17 protein-coding genes are annotated in these 20,050 nt (G+C 45.7%); 13 read left to right on the forward strand and 4 right to left on the reverse strand.

Annotated features, from left to right (window positions below; translation table 11 throughout):
• Positions 1–82 precede the first annotated feature (82 nt).
• From cobT to HF322_RS00240, 3 genes are read left to right on the forward strand one after another with little or no spacing between them, the layout of a single operon-like run.
• A complete protein-coding gene (gene cobT / locus HF322_RS00230) occupies positions 83–1,135 on the forward strand; it encodes a nicotinate-nucleotide--dimethylbenzimidazole phosphoribosyltransferase (RefSeq protein ID WP_169391393.1) in 1,053 nt (350 codons plus the stop codon).
• On the forward strand, positions 1,135–1,971 hold the full coding sequence (locus HF322_RS00235; RefSeq protein ID WP_169391394.1) for an adenosylcobinamide-GDP ribazoletransferase: 837 nt from the start codon (positions 1,135–1,137) through the stop codon (positions 1,969–1,971). Before cobT ends, HF322_RS00235 begins: the two co-directional genes overlap by 1 nt.
• 15 nt (positions 1,972–1,986) lie before the next feature.
• A complete protein-coding gene (locus HF322_RS00240) occupies positions 1,987–2,553 on the forward strand; it encodes a histidine phosphatase family protein (protein WP_169391395.1) in 567 nt (188 codons plus the stop codon).
• A gap of 2 nt (positions 2,554–2,555) precedes the next feature.
• Here HF322_RS00240 and HF322_RS00245 read toward each other — a convergent pair whose 3' ends face one another.
• Both HF322_RS00245 and HF322_RS00250 read right to left on the reverse strand, forming a co-directional pair.
• Positions 2,556–2,885: an SMR family transporter gene (locus HF322_RS00245; RefSeq protein ID WP_188211208.1), complete on the reverse strand. Its 330-nt coding sequence runs from the start codon at positions 2,883–2,885 to the stop codon at positions 2,556–2,558.
• A gap of 79 nt (positions 2,886–2,964) precedes the next feature.
• Complete coding sequence (locus HF322_RS00250; RefSeq protein WP_169391397.1) at positions 2,965–4,101, reverse strand: glycerate kinase; 1,137 nt, start codon at positions 4,099–4,101, stop codon at positions 2,965–2,967.
• Positions 4,102–4,217: 116 nt separating this feature from the next.
• On the opposite strand from HF322_RS00250, the gene HF322_RS00255 reads away from it, so the two are divergent.
• The gene (locus tag HF322_RS00255) at positions 4,218–5,063 is read left to right on the forward strand and encodes a WG repeat-containing protein (RefSeq protein WP_169391398.1); all 846 of its coding nucleotides are present in this window, start codon (positions 4,218–4,220) and stop codon (positions 5,061–5,063) included.
• 25 nt (positions 5,064–5,088) lie between these two features.
• Here HF322_RS00255 and HF322_RS00260 read toward each other — a convergent pair whose 3' ends face one another.
• Positions 5,089–6,267, reverse strand: a complete 1,179-nt coding sequence (locus HF322_RS00260) for an MFS transporter (protein WP_169391399.1) — start codon at positions 6,265–6,267, stop codon at positions 5,089–5,091.
• Positions 6,267–7,466: an amino acid aminotransferase gene (locus HF322_RS00265; protein WP_169391400.1), complete on the reverse strand. Its 1,200-nt coding sequence runs from the start codon at positions 7,464–7,466 to the stop codon at positions 6,267–6,269. The genes HF322_RS00260 and HF322_RS00265 overlap by 1 nt, the downstream gene beginning before the upstream one ends.
• A 403-nt stretch (positions 7,467–7,869) precedes the next feature.
• On the opposite strand from HF322_RS00265, the gene HF322_RS00270 reads away from it, so the two are divergent.
• The 9 genes from HF322_RS00270 to moaA all read left to right on the forward strand — a co-directional run bounded on the left by HF322_RS00270 (position 7,870) and on the right by moaA (position 20,012).
• Positions 7,870–10,158, forward strand: a complete 2,289-nt coding sequence (locus HF322_RS00270) for an FdhF/YdeP family oxidoreductase (protein ID WP_169391401.1) — start codon at positions 7,870–7,872, stop codon at positions 10,156–10,158.
• Position 10,159: 1 nt separating this feature from the next.
• Positions 10,160–11,095, forward strand: coding sequence for a formate dehydrogenase accessory sulfurtransferase FdhD (gene fdhD, locus HF322_RS00275; RefSeq protein WP_169391932.1), 936 nt, complete (start codon positions 10,160–10,162; stop codon positions 11,093–11,095).
• 277 nt (positions 11,096–11,372) lie between these two features.
• The gene (locus HF322_RS00280; protein ID WP_169391402.1) at positions 11,373–12,017 is read left to right on the forward strand and encodes a 2Fe-2S iron-sulfur cluster-binding protein; all 645 of its coding nucleotides are present in this window, start codon (positions 11,373–11,375) and stop codon (positions 12,015–12,017) included.
• Positions 12,014–13,051: a xanthine dehydrogenase family protein subunit M gene (locus HF322_RS00285; RefSeq protein WP_169391403.1), complete on the forward strand. Its 1,038-nt coding sequence runs from the start codon at positions 12,014–12,016 to the stop codon at positions 13,049–13,051. Before HF322_RS00280 ends, HF322_RS00285 begins: the two co-directional genes overlap by 4 nt.
• A gap of 9 nt (positions 13,052–13,060) precedes the next feature.
• Complete coding sequence (locus HF322_RS00290; RefSeq protein WP_169391404.1) at positions 13,061–15,541, forward strand: xanthine dehydrogenase family protein molybdopterin-binding subunit; 2,481 nt, start codon at positions 13,061–13,063, stop codon at positions 15,539–15,541.
• Positions 15,541–16,674, forward strand: a complete 1,134-nt coding sequence (locus HF322_RS00295) for an XdhC family protein (RefSeq protein WP_169391405.1) — start codon at positions 15,541–15,543, stop codon at positions 16,672–16,674. Before HF322_RS00290 ends, HF322_RS00295 begins: the two co-directional genes overlap by 1 nt.
• 8 nt (positions 16,675–16,682) lie before the next feature.
• Positions 16,683–17,393, forward strand: a complete 711-nt coding sequence (locus tag HF322_RS00300) for a nucleotidyltransferase family protein (protein ID WP_169391406.1) — start codon at positions 16,683–16,685, stop codon at positions 17,391–17,393.
• A 55-nt stretch (positions 17,394–17,448) separates the two neighbouring features.
• Positions 17,449–18,744 carry a gephyrin-like molybdotransferase Glp gene (glp, locus tag HF322_RS00305; RefSeq protein ID WP_169391407.1) on the forward strand — a complete coding sequence of 432 codons (1,296 nt, stop codon included), beginning with the start codon at positions 17,449–17,451 and terminating at the stop codon, positions 18,742–18,744.
• A gap of 149 nt (positions 18,745–18,893) precedes the next feature.
• Positions 18,894–20,012, forward strand: coding sequence for a GTP 3',8-cyclase MoaA (gene moaA / locus HF322_RS00310; RefSeq protein WP_169391408.1), 1,119 nt, complete (start codon positions 18,894–18,896; stop codon positions 20,010–20,012).
• The last annotated feature ends 38 nt before the right edge of the window (positions 20,013–20,050 follow it).

Here is a 20,050-nt window from a genome sequence, read left to right on the forward strand (position 1 = left end):
AAATTTTTTAATTGGTAGCGGCTTTTTTTGCCTTAGTTTTTTTGCATTTTTTGATTGATATCATTTATTTTAGGATGTTCCTTTGACAGCTTTGATTATCCCAGCGGTTCCTTTGATTGCAAATGTTGAGCTTGAAAATGAGCTTGCCCACAAACTTGATAATAAAACCAAACCGCAAGGTGCGCTTGGTCGCCTTGAAAGTTTAGCGCTTCAGCTTGGGATGATTTTAGAGACGACAACGCCGAGCATTATTGATCCTGAAATCTATGTGTTTGCTGCTGACCATGGCTTAACAAAACATGGCACATCCGCATTTCCAAGTGCCGTGACGGCGCAAATGGTACAAAACTTTTTAAATGGCGGCGCGGCAATTAACGTTTTGGCGCGTCAGCATCATATTGGCTTAAAAGTCGTTGATGCAGGCGTCAATGCAACCTTTGCACCGAATAAAAACTTGCTTGATCGTAAAGTTCGCATGGGCAGCCGTGACGCGCTGACCGAGCCTGCAATGACGCCGGAGGAGTGCCAAACCGCGCTTAATCATGGCATGATGATTGCCGAAAATATGGCTGGCAATTTGCTGATGGTTGGTGAGATGGGTATTGGTAATACCTCAGCGGCAAGTTTGCTGCTGGTCAAACTGGGTAATTTGCCAATTGCAACTTGTATCGGTCGTGGGACAGGGCTTGACGATTTGGGGCTTGCAAACAAGCAAGCCATTTTAAGTCAAGTGCTAGCCCGTCATGACAATGCCAAATCACCGTTTGATATCCTAGCGGCGCTGGGTGGTCTTGAGATTGCGATGATGGCAGGGGCACTGATAAAAGCGGCTAGCCTGCGCAAAATTTTACTTATTGATGGTTTTATTGCAAGTAGTGCGCTATTGGTCGCTGAACATCTTGCCCCTAACACCGCTCAATTTGCTGTGTTTGCTCATAAATCGGCTGAAGCTGGTCATATTGAAATGCTAAAACTGCTCAATGCCAAGCCCCTTTTAGACATGGACTTGCGCTTAGGCGAGGGCAGTGGCGCAGCGCTTGCTTATTCGCTTTTGGTATCGGCTTGCGCGATTATGAACGAGATGGCAAGCTTTAGCGAGGCGGGCGTTAGCGAAAAATCGGTGACAGCTCATTAATGGCAAATTCGCAAAAATCATCAGTCGGGCTTGTTGCTACCTTGCGCCATGAATGGCGACTTATCTTAATTGCCATTCAGTTTTTAACCCGAATCCCCGTACTAAGTATTCCAAACTATCAGCCCGATTGGCTTCACCAAAGCAGTCGCCATTTTCCGGCAGTTGGGCTGTTGGTTGGGGTGCTTTGCGCGGTCGTTTTTTGGCTGATGAGCTTAATTTTTACGCCCTTAGTTGCCGCGATAGTTAGTACCGCGTTTGGCGTTCGGTTGACCGGCGCGTTTCATGAAGACGGTCTTGCTGACATTTGTGATGGTCTTGGTGGCGGCTATACCCGCGAGCGCGTGCTGACCATTATGAAAGACTCAAGGCTTGGTACGTTTGGCGTATTGGGATTGGGATTGGCTATTTTAACCAAAGTTGCACTTTTGGCAAGTATGCCACCGATGATTGCGGTTGTCGCACTTATTATTGCTCATGGTGCGTCTCGTCTTTGCTGCATTAGCCTTATTGCGCTGCTGCTTTATGGCGGTGATATTGAGCACGCTCGCGCCAAACCGATGGCGCAATCATTAAGCATCAAGCAGGCGTTGGTAGCGGGCAGCTGGCTTGTGATAGCACTGTTGTTATTAATGCTTGTTTTTCCAAAAACGCTGCAAAGCATTGGTATTTTTCAGTGGATTTTAGCGGCAGTTTTGGCAATTTTTGCGACCGATTATTGGCGGCGATTGCTCAAGCGTCGACTTGGCGGCTATACGGGTGACGGTCTTGGGGCGACTCAGCAAATCAGCGAGATTGCTATTTATGCCGGATTTGCGGCGACATTTGCATTGAATTAATTGACAAAAATCATCATGACCACCTTTTATCTTTGGCGACACCCAAAGCCTAATGCAGCAAAATATCGCTGCATCGGTCAAACGGACTTAACCGTCAATCGCCGAAAAAGCAAACGCCTTGCCAATAAAATTTCCCGTTTTGCTCGCCGTCATCACTTACCAAAAGTGATTTGGGTCAGTCCGCTATTACGCTCGCGACTTGTTGGCGAATGTTTGGCAGCGCGTGGTTTTGTTTGCCATATTGACCCGCGATTGATGGAGATTGATTTTGGCGATTGGGACGGCAAATTTTGGCAAAATATTGACAAAGCGCAAATCGATGCTTGGTGTGCTGATTTTGCAAATTTTGCGCCGGATAATGGTGAGAATTTAACGGAATTTTTTGCGCGAATTGAAGACTTTATAGCAAGCTTTGATAATGAAAAAAGCCCTGAAACAACATCGCCAAAGCTTATCGTTGGTCATTCCGGTTGGATAACGGCGGCAACGATGATTGCCAATGACCAAGCCGTGCCAACTGATGCCGCAACGTGGTCAAAAGCGGTAAGCTACAATGAACTTCGCGTTCTTAAGATAAAATAAAATCAATGCCCTGCCGTTTTAGAAAATAAATTAATCACTAAAACGCCGCCGACAATCATTACAATGCCGATAATAGCAAACAAATCCAAGCGCTGCTTAAACACAATCAGCCCAATGAGCGCGGTCAACACAATACCAACGCCGCCCCAAATGGCGTAAGCAATGCCAAGTGGAATAGTTTTGAGTGTTTGGGTCAAAAAATAAAACGAGAAAACATAAAGTATGGCGGTTGCAAGCGTTGGCAGTAGCCGCGTGAACTGCTCGGATTTCATCAAAAACGTTGTTCCGCTGACTTCAAAAACAATGGCAAGCGCCAAAAAGGTATAGCCCATGACGACTGGGTTGCTGCTCATAATAATTCTCAAAAATTTGCATTAAACGAATCATTATATCGCGTAATTGGTAAGCAAGTTAAAAAATCCGGCTACCAAGTTTCAGCGCGGCGGCTAAGTTCTTTGCGGTAACTTTAATATTATCAAACGCAGAAGCAAAAACGATATCGGGCGAATCAAGGCGTTGGATACTTGGCAAAATCACATCAAATGGCAAATCATAACTTTGCTGATAAATGGTATTATCAACGCCGCCGCAAATGGCAACAACGGGTTTGTATTGCGCTTTGGCAGCATTGGCAACATCCACCGCGACTTTTCCCATGAGGCTTTGAGCATCGAGTTTGCCCTCGCCGGTGATCACCAAATCGGCGCGGCTAATATGTTCTGCTAATCGAACGCTGTCCGCGACAATGTCAAATCCCGATTGCATTTTGGCATTTAAAAAGGTTAATAGCGCAAAGCCAAGACCGCCTGCTGCGCCTGCGCCTTGGGCGTTTTGGTAGTCGGGGTAACCGTGATTGTAAATGATGTTAGCAAATTTGGATAAGCTGTTGTCTAAATGAACCACCTCCGCCGCGCTTGCACCTTTTTGTGGGGAGAAAATTGCGCTTGCTCCGAGTTGACCGCATAGCGGATTGATGACATCGCTTGCCACCTCGATAGGGATATATTTAAGTAAAAAATCACTCGAATCCATCCGTGCTAAATTTATTAACGCGCCGCCGCCACTTTTTAACAGTTGACCTTTATCATCAAAAAATTTCATTCCAAGTGCTTGCAGCATCCCTGCGCCGCCATCATTGGTTGCGCTGCCGCCAAGCCCAATAATTAAATGCTCAGCACCGTTATTGATAGCGTCGATAATAAGCTCGCCAACACCAAAGCTTGAGGTTAGTAGCGGGTTGCGTTCATGGATCGCAAGCAGCGGTAATCCGCAAGCGTTTGCCGTTTCAATCACCGCCGTTTTGTTGCCAAGCATTAAGTAGCGCGCGCGAATGGGGCGCAATAGCGGATCATGAACCAAAACCTCAATCCAGTTGCCGCCAAGCGCAAAGGCAAGCACCTCGCTTGTGCCTTCGCCACCATCCGCCATCGGCAGCAAGGTAACATTGGCGTTTGGGAAAACCTCACAAAACCCAGCTTGAATCGCGCGGCAAACGTCGATGGCGGTAAGGCTTTCTTTGAAGCTGTCGGGGGCGATTAAAAGGTTCATGGTCATCCTTATTTATTTTATAAAAAATGAACTTTTGCCTATTTTTAATGAGTAGAGTTGTTATAATAAGCAATCCAATTTATGTTGATTAATTTTTCAAAAAGTTAGGAATACTTATGAAACTGCATTTTGTCCCATTGTTTGCTGCCATTTTAATTATTATCTTAACTTCACAAGCATCTGCTTATAGTGATGATGATTGTAAACCACCAAAAACCAGCTTTAGCGAGACGCTTTGCACAACCGATGCTAATATTTTTGTTGGCATGGATAAAGATTATCAGCCGCAAACGTTATTAAACAAGCAAGGTAAAGTGATTGCAAGCTTAAAAGGCTTTGATCAAGTGGGAACGTGGGAGCTGAGCGAGGGTCTGTTGCCTGTTTCTAAAAATGGCAAAATCGGTTATCTTAATACCCAAGGCAAGCTGGTTGTTCCGACCGTTTATGACAGCGTAGGCGATGAGGACAATAAATACGATGAATCTTGGGCAAATTTGGTGGATAGCGGTCGTATCACAGTCAAAAAAAATGGTAAATTTGGTGTGATTGATACCAATAACAAAACCATCGTTCCATTTAATAAATACGCGAAAATTGATGGGTTTTTTGATGGTCGGGCGGTGGTGTTTTCTGCCAAATCGCAAAAATATGGCGTGATTAACACGTCAGGAAAAGAAGTGGTCGCGCCGATTTATGACAATGTTTATGGAACCCTCGGCGGCAATGAAGGCTATTCTGAAGGGTTGGCAGGCGTTCTCAAAGGTAAAAATTGGGGCTTTGTTAATGGTGCTCATAAAGTAGTCATCCCATTTCGCTATGCTGATGACAACGTTCAACGCCTTGGGGTAAATTATTTAGGCGCGACTTATTTCGTTTTTGATAAAGGCGTTGCCGAAGTCAGCACTAAAAATGGCGAACCGGTTTGTATTAACAAGTCCGGCAAAACGGTCGCTTGTCGCTAAAGGGTTAAAAATTTTCAAATAAAAATCAGCGCGACCGAAAGCCATATCGGCGCGCCGACCAAACAATCATAAATGCCATGACTGACAACATCAGCACCGCCCAAGGAAAGGACACCGCGCCAAACTGATTGAGTAATATCGCGCCGGTTAAACTGCCACCACCGACCGCGATATTAAAAATGGTCACAAACATCGATTGCGCGACATCAGTATTTTCGCGAGCGGCATCGGCAAGCGCAGTTTGTAGCATGATTGGCGCGCCGCCAAAGGTCACGCCCCAAAGGGCAACGGCGATAAATACGACTGCTTTAACATCACCAAACAAGCCTAAAGCAAGCGCGGCAAGGACAAACGTTGCCAAACTGACTAAGGTTAATTGCCTCGGGTGATTATCCACCAAAAGCCCCGTGAGCCAAATTCCCAATAATGCCGCAACGCCAAACAGCAACAGCACAACATCAACGCGACCTTCAAGTCCTGATAACGTCAAAAATGGCTCAATATAAGTATAGAGAGTATTGTGCGCTAAAATCCAAAACAAAAGCGTCAATAAAATTGCCCAAATGCCTTTGATTTTAGCAACTTTGCTTAATGGCAAGCGCTGACTTGCGCTTTGACCGGCAAAGTCTGGAATAAACAAACGAATCCAAAAAAACAGCATCAAAGTTAAGGCGGACATCACCCAAAACACGCCGCGCCAGTCAAATATCCCGCCAAGCCAAGTGCCAAGCGGGACGCCAACAGCAAACGCTATCGGCTGACCGACGCCTGCAATTGCCAAAGCGCGACCTTGCAAGCCGTCTTTGACCAAGCGCATCACGTAACCGGGAAATAATCCCCAAATTACGCCTGCCATCATTCCGGCGGCAAAACGAACCGCAAGAATGACGCCGTAATGGCTTGATAGGGCGGTGATGATATTAAATATCAGCAAGCCGCCAATGGCAAACAGCAAGAGCCGCCGCCGATTCCAACTGCGCGTTGCCGCGATAATTGGAATGGCAGCAAGCACTGATCCAAGCGCATAAAGGGTGATGAGTTGACCTGCCAGCGCCTTTGATACGCCAAGCGCTGCGCTGATTTGCGGTAAGAGTCCTGCTGGCATAGTTTCGGTCATAATCACCAAAAACCCTGCCAGCGTAAAGGCAAGCAGCTGCAAATAGGGCAACGCAGTTTTTTGCTTGGCGCTCAATGATGCAGTCATTACGCGTCTTGAAGCACTTCTGCCATCGCGTTTGCGACATAATCGATATTGCTATCGTTAAGTCCTGCCACGCACATTCTTGAGTTTGAAATCATGTAGATGCCAAACTTATCTTGCAAGCGCTGAACTTGAGTCGGGGTAAGCCCCGTAAAGCTGAACATGCCTTTTTGACGGGTTAAATAGTCAAAATTGCGACCGGGAACTTTTTCTTCCAACACCGCTTTTAATTGTGAGCGCATTTTTTTGATGCGATCGCGCATCGCGTAAACTTCACCCAACCACTGCTCATGAAGCGCTTCATCGTTCATCACGATATCGACCACGTGACCGCCGTGAGATGGTGGGCTGCTGTAGATTTGACGAACGGTCAATTGCAATTGGCTAAAGACCAAATTTGCTTCGGCACTGTCTTGGCAAACGACTGACAAGCCGCCAACGCGCTCACCATAAAGTGATAAGTTTTTAGAAAATGAGTTACTGATAAATAGGCTCAATCCCAAATCAACGGCTTTACGAATCGCGTAAGCATCCTCGTCCATGTCTTCGCCAAAGCCTTGATAGGCGATGTCCATAAACGCAATGAGTTCTTTATCTTTGATTAACACCAGCAGTTCATCCCACTGCTCATGCGTTAAATCCATTCCCGTTGGGTTATGGCAGCAAGGATGGAGCAGCACGACGTCATGGGCATTTAACTGGCTAAAAAAGTCTTTCATCTTGTCAAATTTGACGCTATTGGTTGGCGTATCATAGTACGGATACTTGCCAACTTCCATGCCGCTTCCGGCAAAAATGCCGATGTGGTTGCCCCAAGTTGGGTCGCTCACGTAGCATTTGGCATCTGGATACCACTGATGGATAAATTCAGCGCCGACTTTTAGCGCTCCTGAGCCGCCGATGGTGGCGATGGTCGCTACGCGGTCTTCTTTGAGGGCAACTGAGTCTTTACCAAGCAACAATCGTTGACAAGCCAAGCGGTGACCAGGAAGTCCTGCCATTGGCAAATAGGGGCGCGGCAAAATTGGATCAGCAATGCGCTTTTCCGCTGTTTTTACGCACTCAAGGACATTTAAGCCGCCAAGCTCGTCATAATAAATGCCAATGCCCAAATTGACCTTATTTGGGTTTTCATCTGCCAAAAACGTATCGACCAATCCCAAAATCGGATCGCCTGCATAATATTCGATATGATTAAACATAAAATTCTCTTATTACTCGCTGAATTTTGATAATGACGCTATCACTATAAATGGGAATAACATCACAACGCGGTGATGCCAAAAAAAGAGAGATAAATCGTCAGGGAAAAAGCCGCGTTGAGGGTTGCGACACAATCAGCATAAACCAGTTGGCGATCAAGCTCAATGCCAATGTAGCTAAAGTTGAGTCTTTGTTACCGATTTTGTAGCGATGAGGGTTTGATCATTTACAAGGGTTGCAAAAAGGCATAAGGTGAAATGATTGTTTTTAAGTTAATTTTTAGCGTGGATAAAACCGCATGTTAAACGGTGTCTATTACTCAGCGCGCTTACTTTAAATTTGTAAATTTAAAACCCCAAACATTGCCACTCATTTTTAGCCCTCATTTTAAAAGGTCATCTTATGCGCAAAATTCCTGTTTATCCGCATCCGGCAGCCGGTTGGTCGGCGCTGATTGCCTCAAGTCGAAAATTGATGGATTATCAATCATTTTTGCGCGGCAGCATTAGCGTTTTGCACAGCAATCAGCCTCATGGCGGCTTTGACTGCCCCGGCTGCGCTTGGCCCGATCATAAAACCCATAAAACTTTGGACGTTTGTGAAACCGGAATCAAGGTTTTAGCCAGCGAAACCACCAATCGAACGGCAGATGCTAAGTTTTTTTATCAAAATAAGGTAAGCCAATTGCAAGATTGGTCAGGCTATGAGCTTGAGCATGCAGGGCGCTTGTCCGAGCCACTTTGTTATGACGCTACTGAAGATCGTTACTTGCCCATCTCTTGGGAAAAGGCGTTTACAAAAATCGCTGACGAGTTAAAAGCGTTGGCAAGCCCCGATGAGGCGCTGTTTTACACGTCAGGTCGCGTGACCAATGAACCAGCGTTTTTGTATCAGCTGATGGTTCGCTGCTTTGGTACGAACAATTTGCCCGATTGCTCAAACATGTGTCATGAGCCGACCTCGGTGATGCTTGCGCGGCAGCTTGGCGTTGGCAAAGCGACCGTTATTTTAGAGGACTTTGAGCGCGCCAAACTCATTTTAATGTTTGGTCAAAACCCTGCCACCAATCACCCGCGAATGCTTGAAATGCTGGCTCATGCTCATAAAGAAGGCTGTAAAATTATTTCAATCAATCCCATGCGCGAGCAAGGTTTAAAAGCATTTCGCAATCCGCAAAAGCCCACACACATGGCAGCAGGAATGAGCGATGACATGGTTGATAACGTGATTCAAATCCGAGTTGGGGGCGATGTGGCGCTATTAACCGGAATGGCAAAATGGCTCGTTGAAAACGACAAGATCAATCATGACTTTATTGATAACGAAACGTCCGGATTTGCCAAGCTTAACGATTGGCTTGCCGCGCAATCTTGGGAGGATATTGAGCGCGGCGCAGCACTTACTAAAGACGATATCATCAGCGTTGCCAAGCTTGTTGCCAAAAGCCCCGCCACCATTTGCACTTGGGGAATGGGGATCACTCAGCACATCCAAGGCGATGACAATGTAGCGATGATTGCCAATCTGTTGCTGCTTATGGGAATGATCGGTATTGAGGGGGCGGGAGCGTCGCCGGTTCGCGGTCACTCAAACGTCCAAGGCGACCGCACCATGGGCATTCATGAGCGTCCAAAACCTGACTTGCTGGCAAGCCTTGAGCGCGTGTTTAACTTGCCAATGCCAAAAGAAAATGGTTTGGACGTTATCCAAGGCGCCAAAGCCTTAATTGATGGCAACATTAAAGCGTTTGTCAGTTTGGGTGGCAATTATTCGGTTGCCGCTCCTGATAGCAAAGCCATTCAACAGGCGTTAAGCAGGGCTCAATTAAGCGTTTTTGTTGCCACGAAACTGAACGAAACCATGCTTTATCCTGCAAAAGTGAGCTTAATTCTGCCCTGTATCAGCCGAACGGAGCGTTATATTACCGATTATGGCGAACAATTTGCCACCATTGAAGACTCGATTTGTCAAATTGTCGCCACCAAAGGTCATTTAAAGCCCGTAAGTGAGCATTTAAAATCTGAAGCCCAAATTGTGGCAGGAATTGCGCTTGCGCTATTTGACCATCCAAGCATTGATTGGCAAAAAATGAGCACCGATTTTGATGTGACCCGCGATTATATTGCCCAAGCCATTGAAGGATTTGATGATTTTAATGAAAAAATTCGTGAATCAAAACGCGGTTTTCATTTGTACCATCCGGCGCGCCACCGATCTTGGCAGACCCAAAGCGGCAAAGCGCAATTTGAAGTCCCCAAGTATCCGATTACTTTAGTTGCTGATCGCGCCGCGAAAATAGAAAAAGAGGCAAATAATAATTCCGTTTGGCAATTGACCAGCGTTCGTAGTCATGACCAGTTTAATACGATGATTTTTGGTTTTGAAGATCGCTACCGGCAGACGCATCGACGCGATGTGCTGTTTATGCATCCCGATGAGATGGCGCGGATAGGCTGGCAAGAGGGCGATCAAATGATGGTTACCCGTGAGGACAGCCATGGCAACGCGCGAACGCTTGGACCTTTAATATTGACCAAAATGGACATTGCCGCAGGATCGGTTGCCACCTATTATCCAGAATGTAATGATTTGATCGATCTTGACAGCCACGCGCCCGAATCACGAACGCCCGGTTACAAATCTATGACCGTAAGCCTTGCTCGTTATGATGAGGAGCGCGCCTTTGCTTAAAGTGAAAAGTAATGCAAATTTGGCAAGTCAAGCTGACGATGAGGCAGCACAAAACGCGCCGCTAAGTCGTCAGCATGTGACCCAAAAGCACATTTACCAAGAAAGATCCCAAGATCAAAACGTAGAGAAAATCGCTACGACCGAAAGTTTGGTTATTGAAGCGGCGATTGCCATCGTGATTAATGGCATTCATTACGCCGTTTTGATGGCAAGCCCAAATCAGCTGGACGAGCTTGCGCTTGGGTTTTTATTTAGTGAAGGCTTGATTTCGCAAAAGTCCGATTTGCTTGATTGGGAAATCACGCCCATTGTTGATTTGACCGTGCTTGCTGATACGATAAACGCCTCAGTTGAATTGACTGATAATGATGAATTAACTTTAGCGCATTTAAGCGATTATGACATTTATTTGGTTGAGCTGACTTTAAATCAGCGCTGCCATCAGCGTATCCAAGCGCAAAGACGGCTGCTGTCAGGTCGAACGGGCTGCGGCATGTGCGGGATGACCGGAATTTATCAAGCGCTACCAAAATTGCAACCGATGACGCACCTAACGCCAAAACCTAGCCTTGATACGCTGCTAAGCGCTTGCGCTTTGATCAACAAAGCTCAGTTGACTCACCAATTAACCGGTGCGGTTCATGCTGCTGCGGCAATTTATAACGGTCAGCTGTATTTATTTGAAGATGTTGGTCGCCACAATGCTCTTGATAAATTGATTGGCTGGCAGCTTAAAACAGGAGCCCGTGTTGATTATGTGATAATGACCTCACGGCTATCGATTGAACTGGTACAAAAAGCCATCCGCGCTAATATTCCATGGCTGATTGGCATGTCTGCGCCAACGAGCACGGCTATTTTAGTTGCGGAGCGTTATGGCTTGGGACTTGGAGGGTTTTTACGCGACAATCGGGTGACGATTTATTCAAAAAATTAATTTATTCAACAAATTAATTTATTTAACCTATTAATTTATTTAACACGTTAATTTCTTATTAACCATTCTCATTTAATCTCACAATTTATTACCAAAATTACCAAACTCTATCGCAATGATGGAATAACCTCACGCAATGCAAACTTAAGTGTTCAGATCGCTATTCGCATAAGCCGCTATGATGGAACGGTTATTTAAAGTAATCAGTTATTTAAAATAATTAGCTATTTAAAATAATTATAAATTAACTTCCATCGCCAGCTTGTGAGATGCCAGCATGCCAAATTTAACCTTGACGATTAATGGTCAAGCGCATCATCTTGATGATCTTGATCCAAGAACCAATCTGCTTGACGCTTGCCGTCAGCATCTTGATTTAACCGGTGCCAAAAAAGGCTGCGATCATGGTCAGTGCGGTGCTTGCACCATGATCGTGAACGGCAAGCGTATCAATAGCTGCTTAACTCTAGCAATCATGCACGATGGCGATGAGATTACCACCATTGAGGGCATCGGCGCGCCAGATTCGCTCAGCGAGCTTCAGCAAGCCTTTATCGATCATGATGCGTTTCAATGCGGTTATTGTACGCCCGGTCAAATTTGCTCCGCGACGGCAATGATTGGTGAAATTGAAAAGCATTTTCCAAGTCATGTTTCTGATGACTTAACCCAACCAAAAATAAGTCTTGAAGAAATCAGCGAGCGCATGAGTGGCAACCTTTGCCGCTGTTCAGCCTATCCCAATATTATCAACGCCATTTATCAAGTGTTGTCTACTAAAGGGTTAACAAAAAACGACTCATCAAATACCGTCACTTCAACAACGGATAGCAAGCCGCAAATCTGGTCGCCGCTTACAAGTAATGCCAAACCTCATCAAGACAATAATATAAGCCAAAATCAATTAGGAGCTGAATCATGAAACCTTTTGTTTATCAGCGCCCTAGCCATATCACTCAAGCGACAACTGATGGCGCCGCCCAAGACGCCACGTTTATTGCTGGCGGCACCAATTTGCTTGATTTGATGAAACATGACATTGAAACACCACTAAAACTGGTTGATATCAATCATTTAGAATTAGCTCAAATTGAAAAGCTCGATTCTGGCGAATTAAAAATTGGCGCGTTAGTCAGCAACAGTGATCTTGCGGCGCACCCTGAAGTTATTACCCATTATCCGGTATTATCAAGAGCATTATTAGCAGGGGCGTCCGGTCAACTACGAAATAAAGCCACGACGGCGGGCAACTTATTACAACGAACGCGCTGTTATTATTTTTATCAGATTGACAGCCCGTGTAACAAGCGTAACCCCGGTTCAGGTTGTCCTGCTATTGAAGGCGAAAGTCGATTGCTTGCCATTTTAGGCGTAAGTGACGACTGTATTGCTCAGCATCCCTCCGATATGGCAGTGGCGATGCGCGCCCTTGATGCCAAGGTGCTAACTCAACTTCCCGATGGCAGCTCACGCACATTGACCTTAGATGAGCTTTATCGTTTGCCAGAAAATACCCCAAATCTCGAAACCAATTTGCAAACAGGCGAGCTTATTTCCCATATTATTTTGCCGCCGCCGGTAAGTGGTATGCAAACTTACGATAAAGTCCGTGATCGCGCTTCTTATGCTTTTGCTGTGGTATCGCTTGCTGCTGTTATTGATGTTGATAGTGACGACAATTTGACAACAGTTCGCCTAGCCTTTGGCGGTATTGGCGTCATGCCATGGCGCAATAGAGCGGTTGAGGCGCTGCTTATGAGCTCAAAAGGTGAACGCGAAGCGGTGATTCAGGCAGCAGAGTTGCTGCTAAGTGATGCTAAAACTACCCAAAAAAATGCCTTTAAAGTCCCACTAACCAAACGCTTAGTCATTCAGGCGATTGATCGTGCCATCAGCGCCAGTAAAGAGGCGGCACTGAGCAATTCCGCCCAACCTGCCCATTTAAATTTGCCTTAGGAGCACGTTATGCCATCTATTTCTGATATTAAATCGCTTCTTGATGACAAACTTGCGCCGCACAAGACGCTCACCATGGATGACGCTGTGCCAACGCTGCTTGGCAACACGCCGCAGCAAGAAGTTGGAAAACCGGTTAACCGCTTACATGGTGATCTAAAAGTCAGCGGTCATGCCAAATATGCCGCTGAATATCGCTTTGATGATGAGCTTCACGGTGTTTTGGTTTGTGCGACCATTGGCAAAGGTAAAATTTCGCAACTCCATACGGAAGCTGCAAAAAAATTGCCGAACGTCGTTGATATTGTCATCGATTTTGATCAATTTATCCGCCATCCTCAGCAAGGCGGCAAAAAAAAATCACCATCTCAAGGCGCAGATACCATCGTTTATCATGGTCAGCCGGTAGCTTTAGCAGTCGCTAAAACGTTTGAAGCGGCAACCGAAGCGGCAAAATTGGTACAAATTGAATATCAAAATGAAAGTGATGATGGCGCGTTTGATTTTGCTAAAGAAAAAATGGGCGCCGATAGCATGCCCAAAGTGCCTATTCAAAGCCAAGGCGATCCTGAAAAAACGCTTCAAGATGCCGAAGTGAGTGTCGATAAAACCTACACCACGCCAAGCCAAAGTAACTCGCCAATGGAGCCTCATGCAACCATTGCCAAATGGGATGGCGATAACGTGACGCTTTATACCGCCAACCAAATGCTTGCCTCTTGCAAACAGCAAGTTGCGGACGCGCTGGATTTAAAGCCGGATAACGTTCGCTTGGTGTCGCGATTTGTTGGTGGTGGTTTTGGCAGTAAGCTTGGCATTGCGCCTGAATTGATTGCCGCAGCAATTGCCGCAAAACAGCTGAATGCGCCCGTTCGCGTGGTCATGTCCCGACCGCAAGTGATGGAAACAACGGTTCGGCGCTCAAATACTGAGCAGCGTATTGGCTTGGGCGCAGACAAGGACGGTCGCCTTCATACCATCATTCATGACAGCATTATCACCAACTTGCCTGACCAAACTTTTTATGAGCCAACGGCGGAGGCAACGCCCTTTTTATATCAAGGGGATAACCGAAAAGTTAGCTATAAAATGGTTCGGATGAATCAAGTATTGGCAGGATCTATGCGCGCACCAGGGGAGGCGGTCGGTCAAATCGCCATGGAATGCGCCATGGATGAGCTTGCCGAAAAGCTCAACATTGATCCTATTGAGCTGCGGATCCTTAACGAACCCAAAAAAGACCCTACCAAAGATATTCCTTACTCAAGTCGTCATTTGGTGGAATGTATGAACGTTGGCGCTGACAAATTTGGCTGGAGTCAGCGCCAAGCAACGCCTTGCAGCGTTCGCGATGGTGATTGGCTCGTAGGAATGGGAATGGCAGCTGCTTGCCGCGTTAACAATTTAGAAAAATCACAAGCTCGCGCCAGTATCCAGCTGAGTACTCAAAAAGCCCTTGGCGTTGAAGCCGTGATCGAAACGGACATGACCGACATTGGCACAGGCTCTTATACCATTTTGGCGCAAATTGCTGCTGATATGTTGGGATTGCCGATCGACCATATTGTGGTTAACTTGGGCGATACCAATTTGCCGCCAGCGTCTGGTTCCGGTGGCAGTGTCGGCGCCGCAAGTGCAGGAAGTAGCGTTTATTTAGCCTGCCAAAAATTGCGGGAACTCATTGCCGAGCAGGCACAAACCTCAAGCGACAATCTGGCGATCAATCACGGCACGGTTTCTGAGTCTAATGAGGGCGACAATAAAAACTCTGGATTGGTTGAGAGCATAAAACAAACCGTTAAAGAAACAGCAAAAAGCGTCTCTTCAGAAATTATCGATAAAGCGACCGAAACCGCCAAAGAGGCGCTTCATAAATTCTCTAGTGATGACAAAGAAAAGCAAGACCAAGAAAGCCATCAAAATAGTCCAATCGATTTATCCTCACCTCAGACTTTGCGCGATATTTTAACGCATTTTGATGGCAATAAAATCAGCGCCCTTGGAACGATTAAACCGGGGAAAACCCAAAAAGCTTACCGCCAAGCTTGTTATGGCGCAAACTTTGTTGAAGTTGGCGTTCACCGAATCACGGGTGAAATCCGCGTTCGCCGGATGACGGGCGTCTTTACCGCTGGCAAGATTTTAAACCATAAAACAGCAACCTCACAGTGTTATGGCGGCATGGTATTCGGTATTGGCTCCGCGCTGATGGAAGAAATCGTTCATGACAAGCGCACAGGTCGCCTTTGTAACCGCGACTTGGCGGAATATCATATTCCGGTCAATGCGGACGTTCCGCAGCTTGATGTGACGCTTTTGGATGAAGAGGATAAATACGCCAATCCTATTCATATTAAAGGTATTGGCGAGACGGCGATTTCAGGAGCCGCAGCGGCGATTGCCAACGCAGTTTATAATGCCACAGGCGTTCGGGTTTATGAGTTTCCAATTAAACTTGAGCATTTACTTGATAAACTTCCTGAGTGCTAATGAACCAAGTTAGCGATATTTTACACCTTGCCAAAACTGCTGTTAACGAAGGTACCGACGCAGTTTTGGCAACGGTGGTCAAAACTGAAGGTTCAGCCTATCGGCAAGTGGGTGCGATGATGCTCATTTGCGAGGACGGTCGCTCCGTTGGCATGATTAGCGGCGGCTGCCTTGAACCGCATATCATCAAAAAAGCATTTTGGCTGACCAAAGATGGGGCAACCGTTCAAATTTATCAAACTGGCGACAGCGATGATGAGGACGAGGCAGATGAAGCGCTAAACTTTGGGCTTGGCTGTAACGGTCGTGTCCATGTGTTGTTTGAGCGCTTAAATGATGCCGCGCCCTTACTTGCCTTGATTGATCGCGTTCGGCAATCACAACTGCCGCAAACGATTGCTTCGGTGATTGATTTAAATACTCCGGAACTAACTATCGGAACACGGTTTTGCTTAGATGATTTATCGCAAAACCAATTAACTGATATTCAAGGCAAAACGCAGTTTACCAAGGATAAATTACTAACAAGGCTAGCTGACTTTAATTCGCAAAATTTAACTAAAAAGCCTTTTGCTCATTATGAAGATGATAAAACCACTTGGCTGATCCAAAACATAAAGCCACAAATCCGCCTACTTGTTTGCGGCGCGGGAAATGATGTGATGCCGCTGGTCACTTTAGCCAAAATGCAAGATTGGCATGTGACGGTGATTGATAGCCGAGTGCATTATGCGACCAAATTACGATTTTCAGCCGCTGACGACGTGCGCTGTGTCCCGCTTGACGATTCCGAAACCCTGCTTAATTTAAGTAAAAACGCCTTAGTTGCTGTCATGTCGCATAGCCTAAGCCAAGATCGAGCAAGGCTTAGCGTATTACTTGCCAACCCAACTCATTACCATTATTTAGGTCAGCTTGGCCCTAAATACCGAACCGAGCGCTTGATTGACGAGATTTTATCAGCAAGTTCAAATCCTGAAATTTTTAACCAAGGGATTAAAAAACTGCATTTTCCAATCGGCTTTAAGCTTGGCGGCGATGGTCCTGAAGCGTTAGCGCTTGGCATTATGGCGCAAATGAGTGCAGTTATTCACCATGGCGATTTGAAATCCAAAGATGGGTTAGGGATTTAAACTGAATAATGACGACGCATTTGCAAAACGCTGAGCCTATTTTTCCTCCTTCTCATCACGCGGTGATTATTTTAGCTGCCGGACTTAGCACGCGCCTTGGAACCTCAAAGCAGTTGCTTTACAAAAATAATCAACCATTAATTGAAGTGATGACCAAAGAAGCGCTTCAAACCCAACCTGCCGCCGTTATTATTGTCAGCCAAACTCAATCTAACGAGCTTTCCCAAATATTACATGACATCCAAGCGTTATCCAATCGCAACCAAATTGTTATTAACCCAACCCCCGAAAAAGGCATGGGGCAAAGTTTATATTTAGCGATTAATCAGCTTAAAACGTTAGCCGAGAATCTTGAGATTGAGCACCTATTAATTTTAGGCGTCGATCAAATTCATTTAGACAGCGCGCATTTAGAGTGCCTCTTAGCCGAAAAACAAGCCGCCAAAAACAAAGTCGTCGTTGCCAGTCGTTACCCTAAAGATGGCGCAATCATTGCTGACGCTCATCACAGCGACGTGATTGGGCTTCCTATTGCCATTGATTATGCTAAGCTCATTGACTGGCAAGAAAAAATTTTTGGCGATCAAGGACTGCGGTCGCTACTGCGAAGCTTGGATGCTTGCCAAATTGCAACCATAACTAACCCAAAGCTTTGCTATGATATTGACACCAAAGGTCAGCTTGAGCTTGCGCAAAAAAATGGCTGGTTAGATAGCTAATAACTTGTTTTAAAAAGTTCTAATTATAATAAATTAAGAGAGAAAAGAGCCGGATATGATTACCATGGAAGCGCTTGTTGCCGCCATTAGCGCGCGGATTGACGTTTACAACCAAACTGATTTGCCGCAAACCTTGCGACCAACCATTCGTTTGCCGCTTCTTGAAAGCCTTAATCATATCCTAGCTGTCGATGTTGCTGCGCCGTTTGATGTGCCAAGGCAAAATGTCTCAGCGATGGATGGCTACGCGATTGCTAAAGGCAGCAGCATTGCTAAAGAGGGCAAAATTACCATTATTGGCGAGTCGCAAGCTGGTCGCGCATTTATAGGAAATTTGCAGGCAGGTGAGGGTGTGCGGATCTTTACTGGCGCTGTGGTTCCAAGTGATTGCGATCGTATTTTGATCCAAGAAAATACCGATTTTGCCAGCATTCGCCATCAAATTGACAAGTCCAAACCTTACGACATTACCGTCACCGAATTGCCAAGCTCGGATGACCATATCCGCCGTCAAGGCGAGGAAATCACCCAAGGTGCGGTCGTGCTTGCCGCCCAAAAACGCTTAAACCCCACCGATATCAGCTTGCTTGCCAATTTAGGCATAGCCGAAGTTCAAGTTTTTAAGCCTTTAATCGTTGGGCTGCTTGCAACTGGGGACGAGTTGGTTGAGATTGGCGGAAAGCTCGATAGCCTAGCGCAAATTTATAACAGCAACACACCAACTTTAAAAAGCTTATTAAAAAATCTGCCCGTTACGATTAACGATTACGGGATCATTGCGGATAATAAAGCCGCCACGATGGCGGCAGTCAAGCGCGCGATGAAAGATTGTGATGTCGTCATTTCAAGTGCAGGCGTTTCGGTGGGTGATTATGATTTTTTAACCTATGTGATTGATGAAGTTGGCAAAATTAATCACTATAAAGTTGCGATGAAACCCGGAAAGCCATTTGTTTTTGGGGAGCTTTCTTACGAGCTAAGCATTCCGGTATTATATTTTGGGCTTCCAGGAAATCCACTGTCAGCGGTCGTTGGGATGTTGCAGCTGGTGATTCCGGCGCTTTGGCAGTTGTCAGGCGCCGCCAAAAGTGAGCTTCCAAAGCCGCTAATGTTTCAAGCGACGGTCACTCAAGATTTAAAAAAAGCGCCCGGTCGCAAAGACTTTCAGCGTGGTATTTTATCGCAAAACGCTCAGGGCAATTATGAAGTTAAAGGTTGCCCCAATCAGCAATCGCACCGCATCAAGCAATTAAGTGATGCCAACTGTTTGATTGTTCTTGATAAAGATGCAGGAAATGTTCAAGCAGGCGAAAGCGTTTTAGTTCAGCCGTTTGCTTGGTATTATCAATAATTTTAATTTTGTTACGGTTATAAAAAATGAGCGGTCAATATTCGCCTGAGCTCGCAATAGATGCTATAGTAAATTGACGCACTCCCAAAGCTTAATGCCTACAAGTTAAGCCCTAGGTAATTTAAGTAACTTAATCACGGAAGTTTATAATGACCCATCAGCGCCCAACAGCAATGTCTGCTAAGCAGTTTGAGCCTTTGCCCAAACCTGCAAAAGGTGCTGATGCCAAAATACTACGTGACCGTTCTCATACACCGAAAACGGAAACTCAAGATTCAAAAGTGATAACCTCATCACCACTTACCGACAGCTTTTCGCGGCAACTGACCTATTTGCGCCTATCCATTACCGATTTTTGTAATTTTCGCTGTGATTATTGCTTGCCCAATGGTTATCAAGGGATTCGTGCCAGAGATGAGTTAAGCCTTGATGAAATTGCCATTTTGGTTCAAGGTTTTGCAGCACTTGGCACGAAAAAAGTGCGAATCACTGGCGGCGAGCCTTCTATTCGTCAAGATGTCACCCAAATCATCGAAACCGTCCGCCAAACCTTTGGCATTGAAACGGTTGCGATGACTAGCAACGGCTATAAGCTTGGCAAGCATTTGGCAGATTGGCAAACTGCCGGACTTAATCAGCTTAATATCAGTATCGACAGCTTTGATGCGGCAACTTTTCATAAAATCACCGGAATGAATACGCTACCTGCGCTGATGACGGACATGGAAACACTGCTTGAAACGACCGACATTAAGCTTAAAATTAACAGCATTTTGATGAAAGAAACGGTTTTTGACAATCTGGTTTATGCGCTTGATTACGTCAAATCACGACCGGTGACCTACCGATTTATTGAGTTTATGCAGACCAGTGACAACAGTCAGCTATTTTTTGCCCAACATGCCCATGCCGATCGCGTGAAAAACTACTTGCTTGAGCGCGGCTGGCAAGCTGAGGAGCGCCATAAAAACGATGGTCCTGCGATTGAATTTTCTCACCCCGATTATTTAGGTAGAATTGGGCTGATTGCCCCTTATGCTGCTCATTTTTGTGACAATTGCAACCGGCTTCGGGTCAGCTGTCAAGGTCGCGTTCATCTGTGTTTGTTTGACCAAGGCAACTATGATATCCGCTCGCATTTACAGCACGACAACCCCCAAAGCTTGATTGCTGCGTTGCAAAACCTGATGCCCATCAAGCCTGAGCATCACCATTTACACGACTCAGACAGTGGAATGATGCACAATTTATCGATTATTGGCGGCTAAATTTAAAAATAATATTTTCAAAATAAATAAAATAGCAA

The sequence above is a fragment of the Psychrobacter sp. MF31 genome, assembly GCF_012847335.1.
In the GTDB taxonomy this organism is placed as follows: Bacteria; Pseudomonadota; Gammaproteobacteria; order Pseudomonadales; family Moraxellaceae; genus Psychrobacter.

What these genes read in the sequence shown, in the direction of transcription:
- HF322_RS00235 (WP_169391394.1), top strand. Translation starts at nt 1,135, where the DNA reads ATGGCAAATTCGCAAAAATCATCAGTCGGGCTTGTTGCTACCTTGCGC.
- HF322_RS00240 (WP_169391395.1), top strand. Translation starts at nt 1,987, where the DNA reads ATGACCACCTTTTATCTTTGGCGACACCCAAAGCCTAATGCAGCAAAA.
- HF322_RS00245 (WP_188211208.1), bottom strand. Translation starts at nt 2,885, where the DNA reads ATGGGCTATACCTTTTTGGCGCTTGCCATTGTTTTTGAAGTCAGCGGA.
- HF322_RS00250 (WP_169391397.1), bottom strand. Translation starts at nt 4,101, where the DNA reads ATGAACCTTTTAATCGCCCCCGACAGCTTCAAAGAAAGCCTTACCGCC.
- HF322_RS00255 (WP_169391398.1), top strand. Translation starts at nt 4,218, where the DNA reads ATGAAACTGCATTTTGTCCCATTGTTTGCTGCCATTTTAATTATTATC.
- HF322_RS00260 (WP_169391399.1), bottom strand. Translation starts at nt 6,267, where the DNA reads ATGACTGCATCATTGAGCGCCAAGCAAAAAACTGCGTTGCCCTATTTG.
- HF322_RS00265 (WP_169391400.1), bottom strand. Translation starts at nt 7,466, where the DNA reads ATGTTTAATCATATCGAATATTATGCAGGCGATCCGATTTTGGGATTG.
- HF322_RS00270 (WP_169391401.1), top strand. Translation starts at nt 7,870, where the DNA reads ATGCGCAAAATTCCTGTTTATCCGCATCCGGCAGCCGGTTGGTCGGCG.
- HF322_RS00280 (WP_169391402.1), top strand. Translation starts at nt 11,373, where the DNA reads ATGCCAAATTTAACCTTGACGATTAATGGTCAAGCGCATCATCTTGAT.
- HF322_RS00285 (WP_169391403.1), top strand. Translation starts at nt 12,014, where the DNA reads ATGAAACCTTTTGTTTATCAGCGCCCTAGCCATATCACTCAAGCGACA.
- HF322_RS00290 (WP_169391404.1), top strand. Translation starts at nt 13,061, where the DNA reads ATGCCATCTATTTCTGATATTAAATCGCTTCTTGATGACAAACTTGCG.
- HF322_RS00295 (WP_169391405.1), top strand. Translation starts at nt 15,541, where the DNA reads ATGAACCAAGTTAGCGATATTTTACACCTTGCCAAAACTGCTGTTAAC.
- HF322_RS00300 (WP_169391406.1), top strand. Translation starts at nt 16,683, where the DNA reads ATGACGACGCATTTGCAAAACGCTGAGCCTATTTTTCCTCCTTCTCAT.
- glp (WP_169391407.1), top strand. Translation starts at nt 17,449, where the DNA reads ATGATTACCATGGAAGCGCTTGTTGCCGCCATTAGCGCGCGGATTGAC.
- moaA (WP_169391408.1), top strand. Translation starts at nt 18,894, where the DNA reads ATGACCCATCAGCGCCCAACAGCAATGTCTGCTAAGCAGTTTGAGCCT.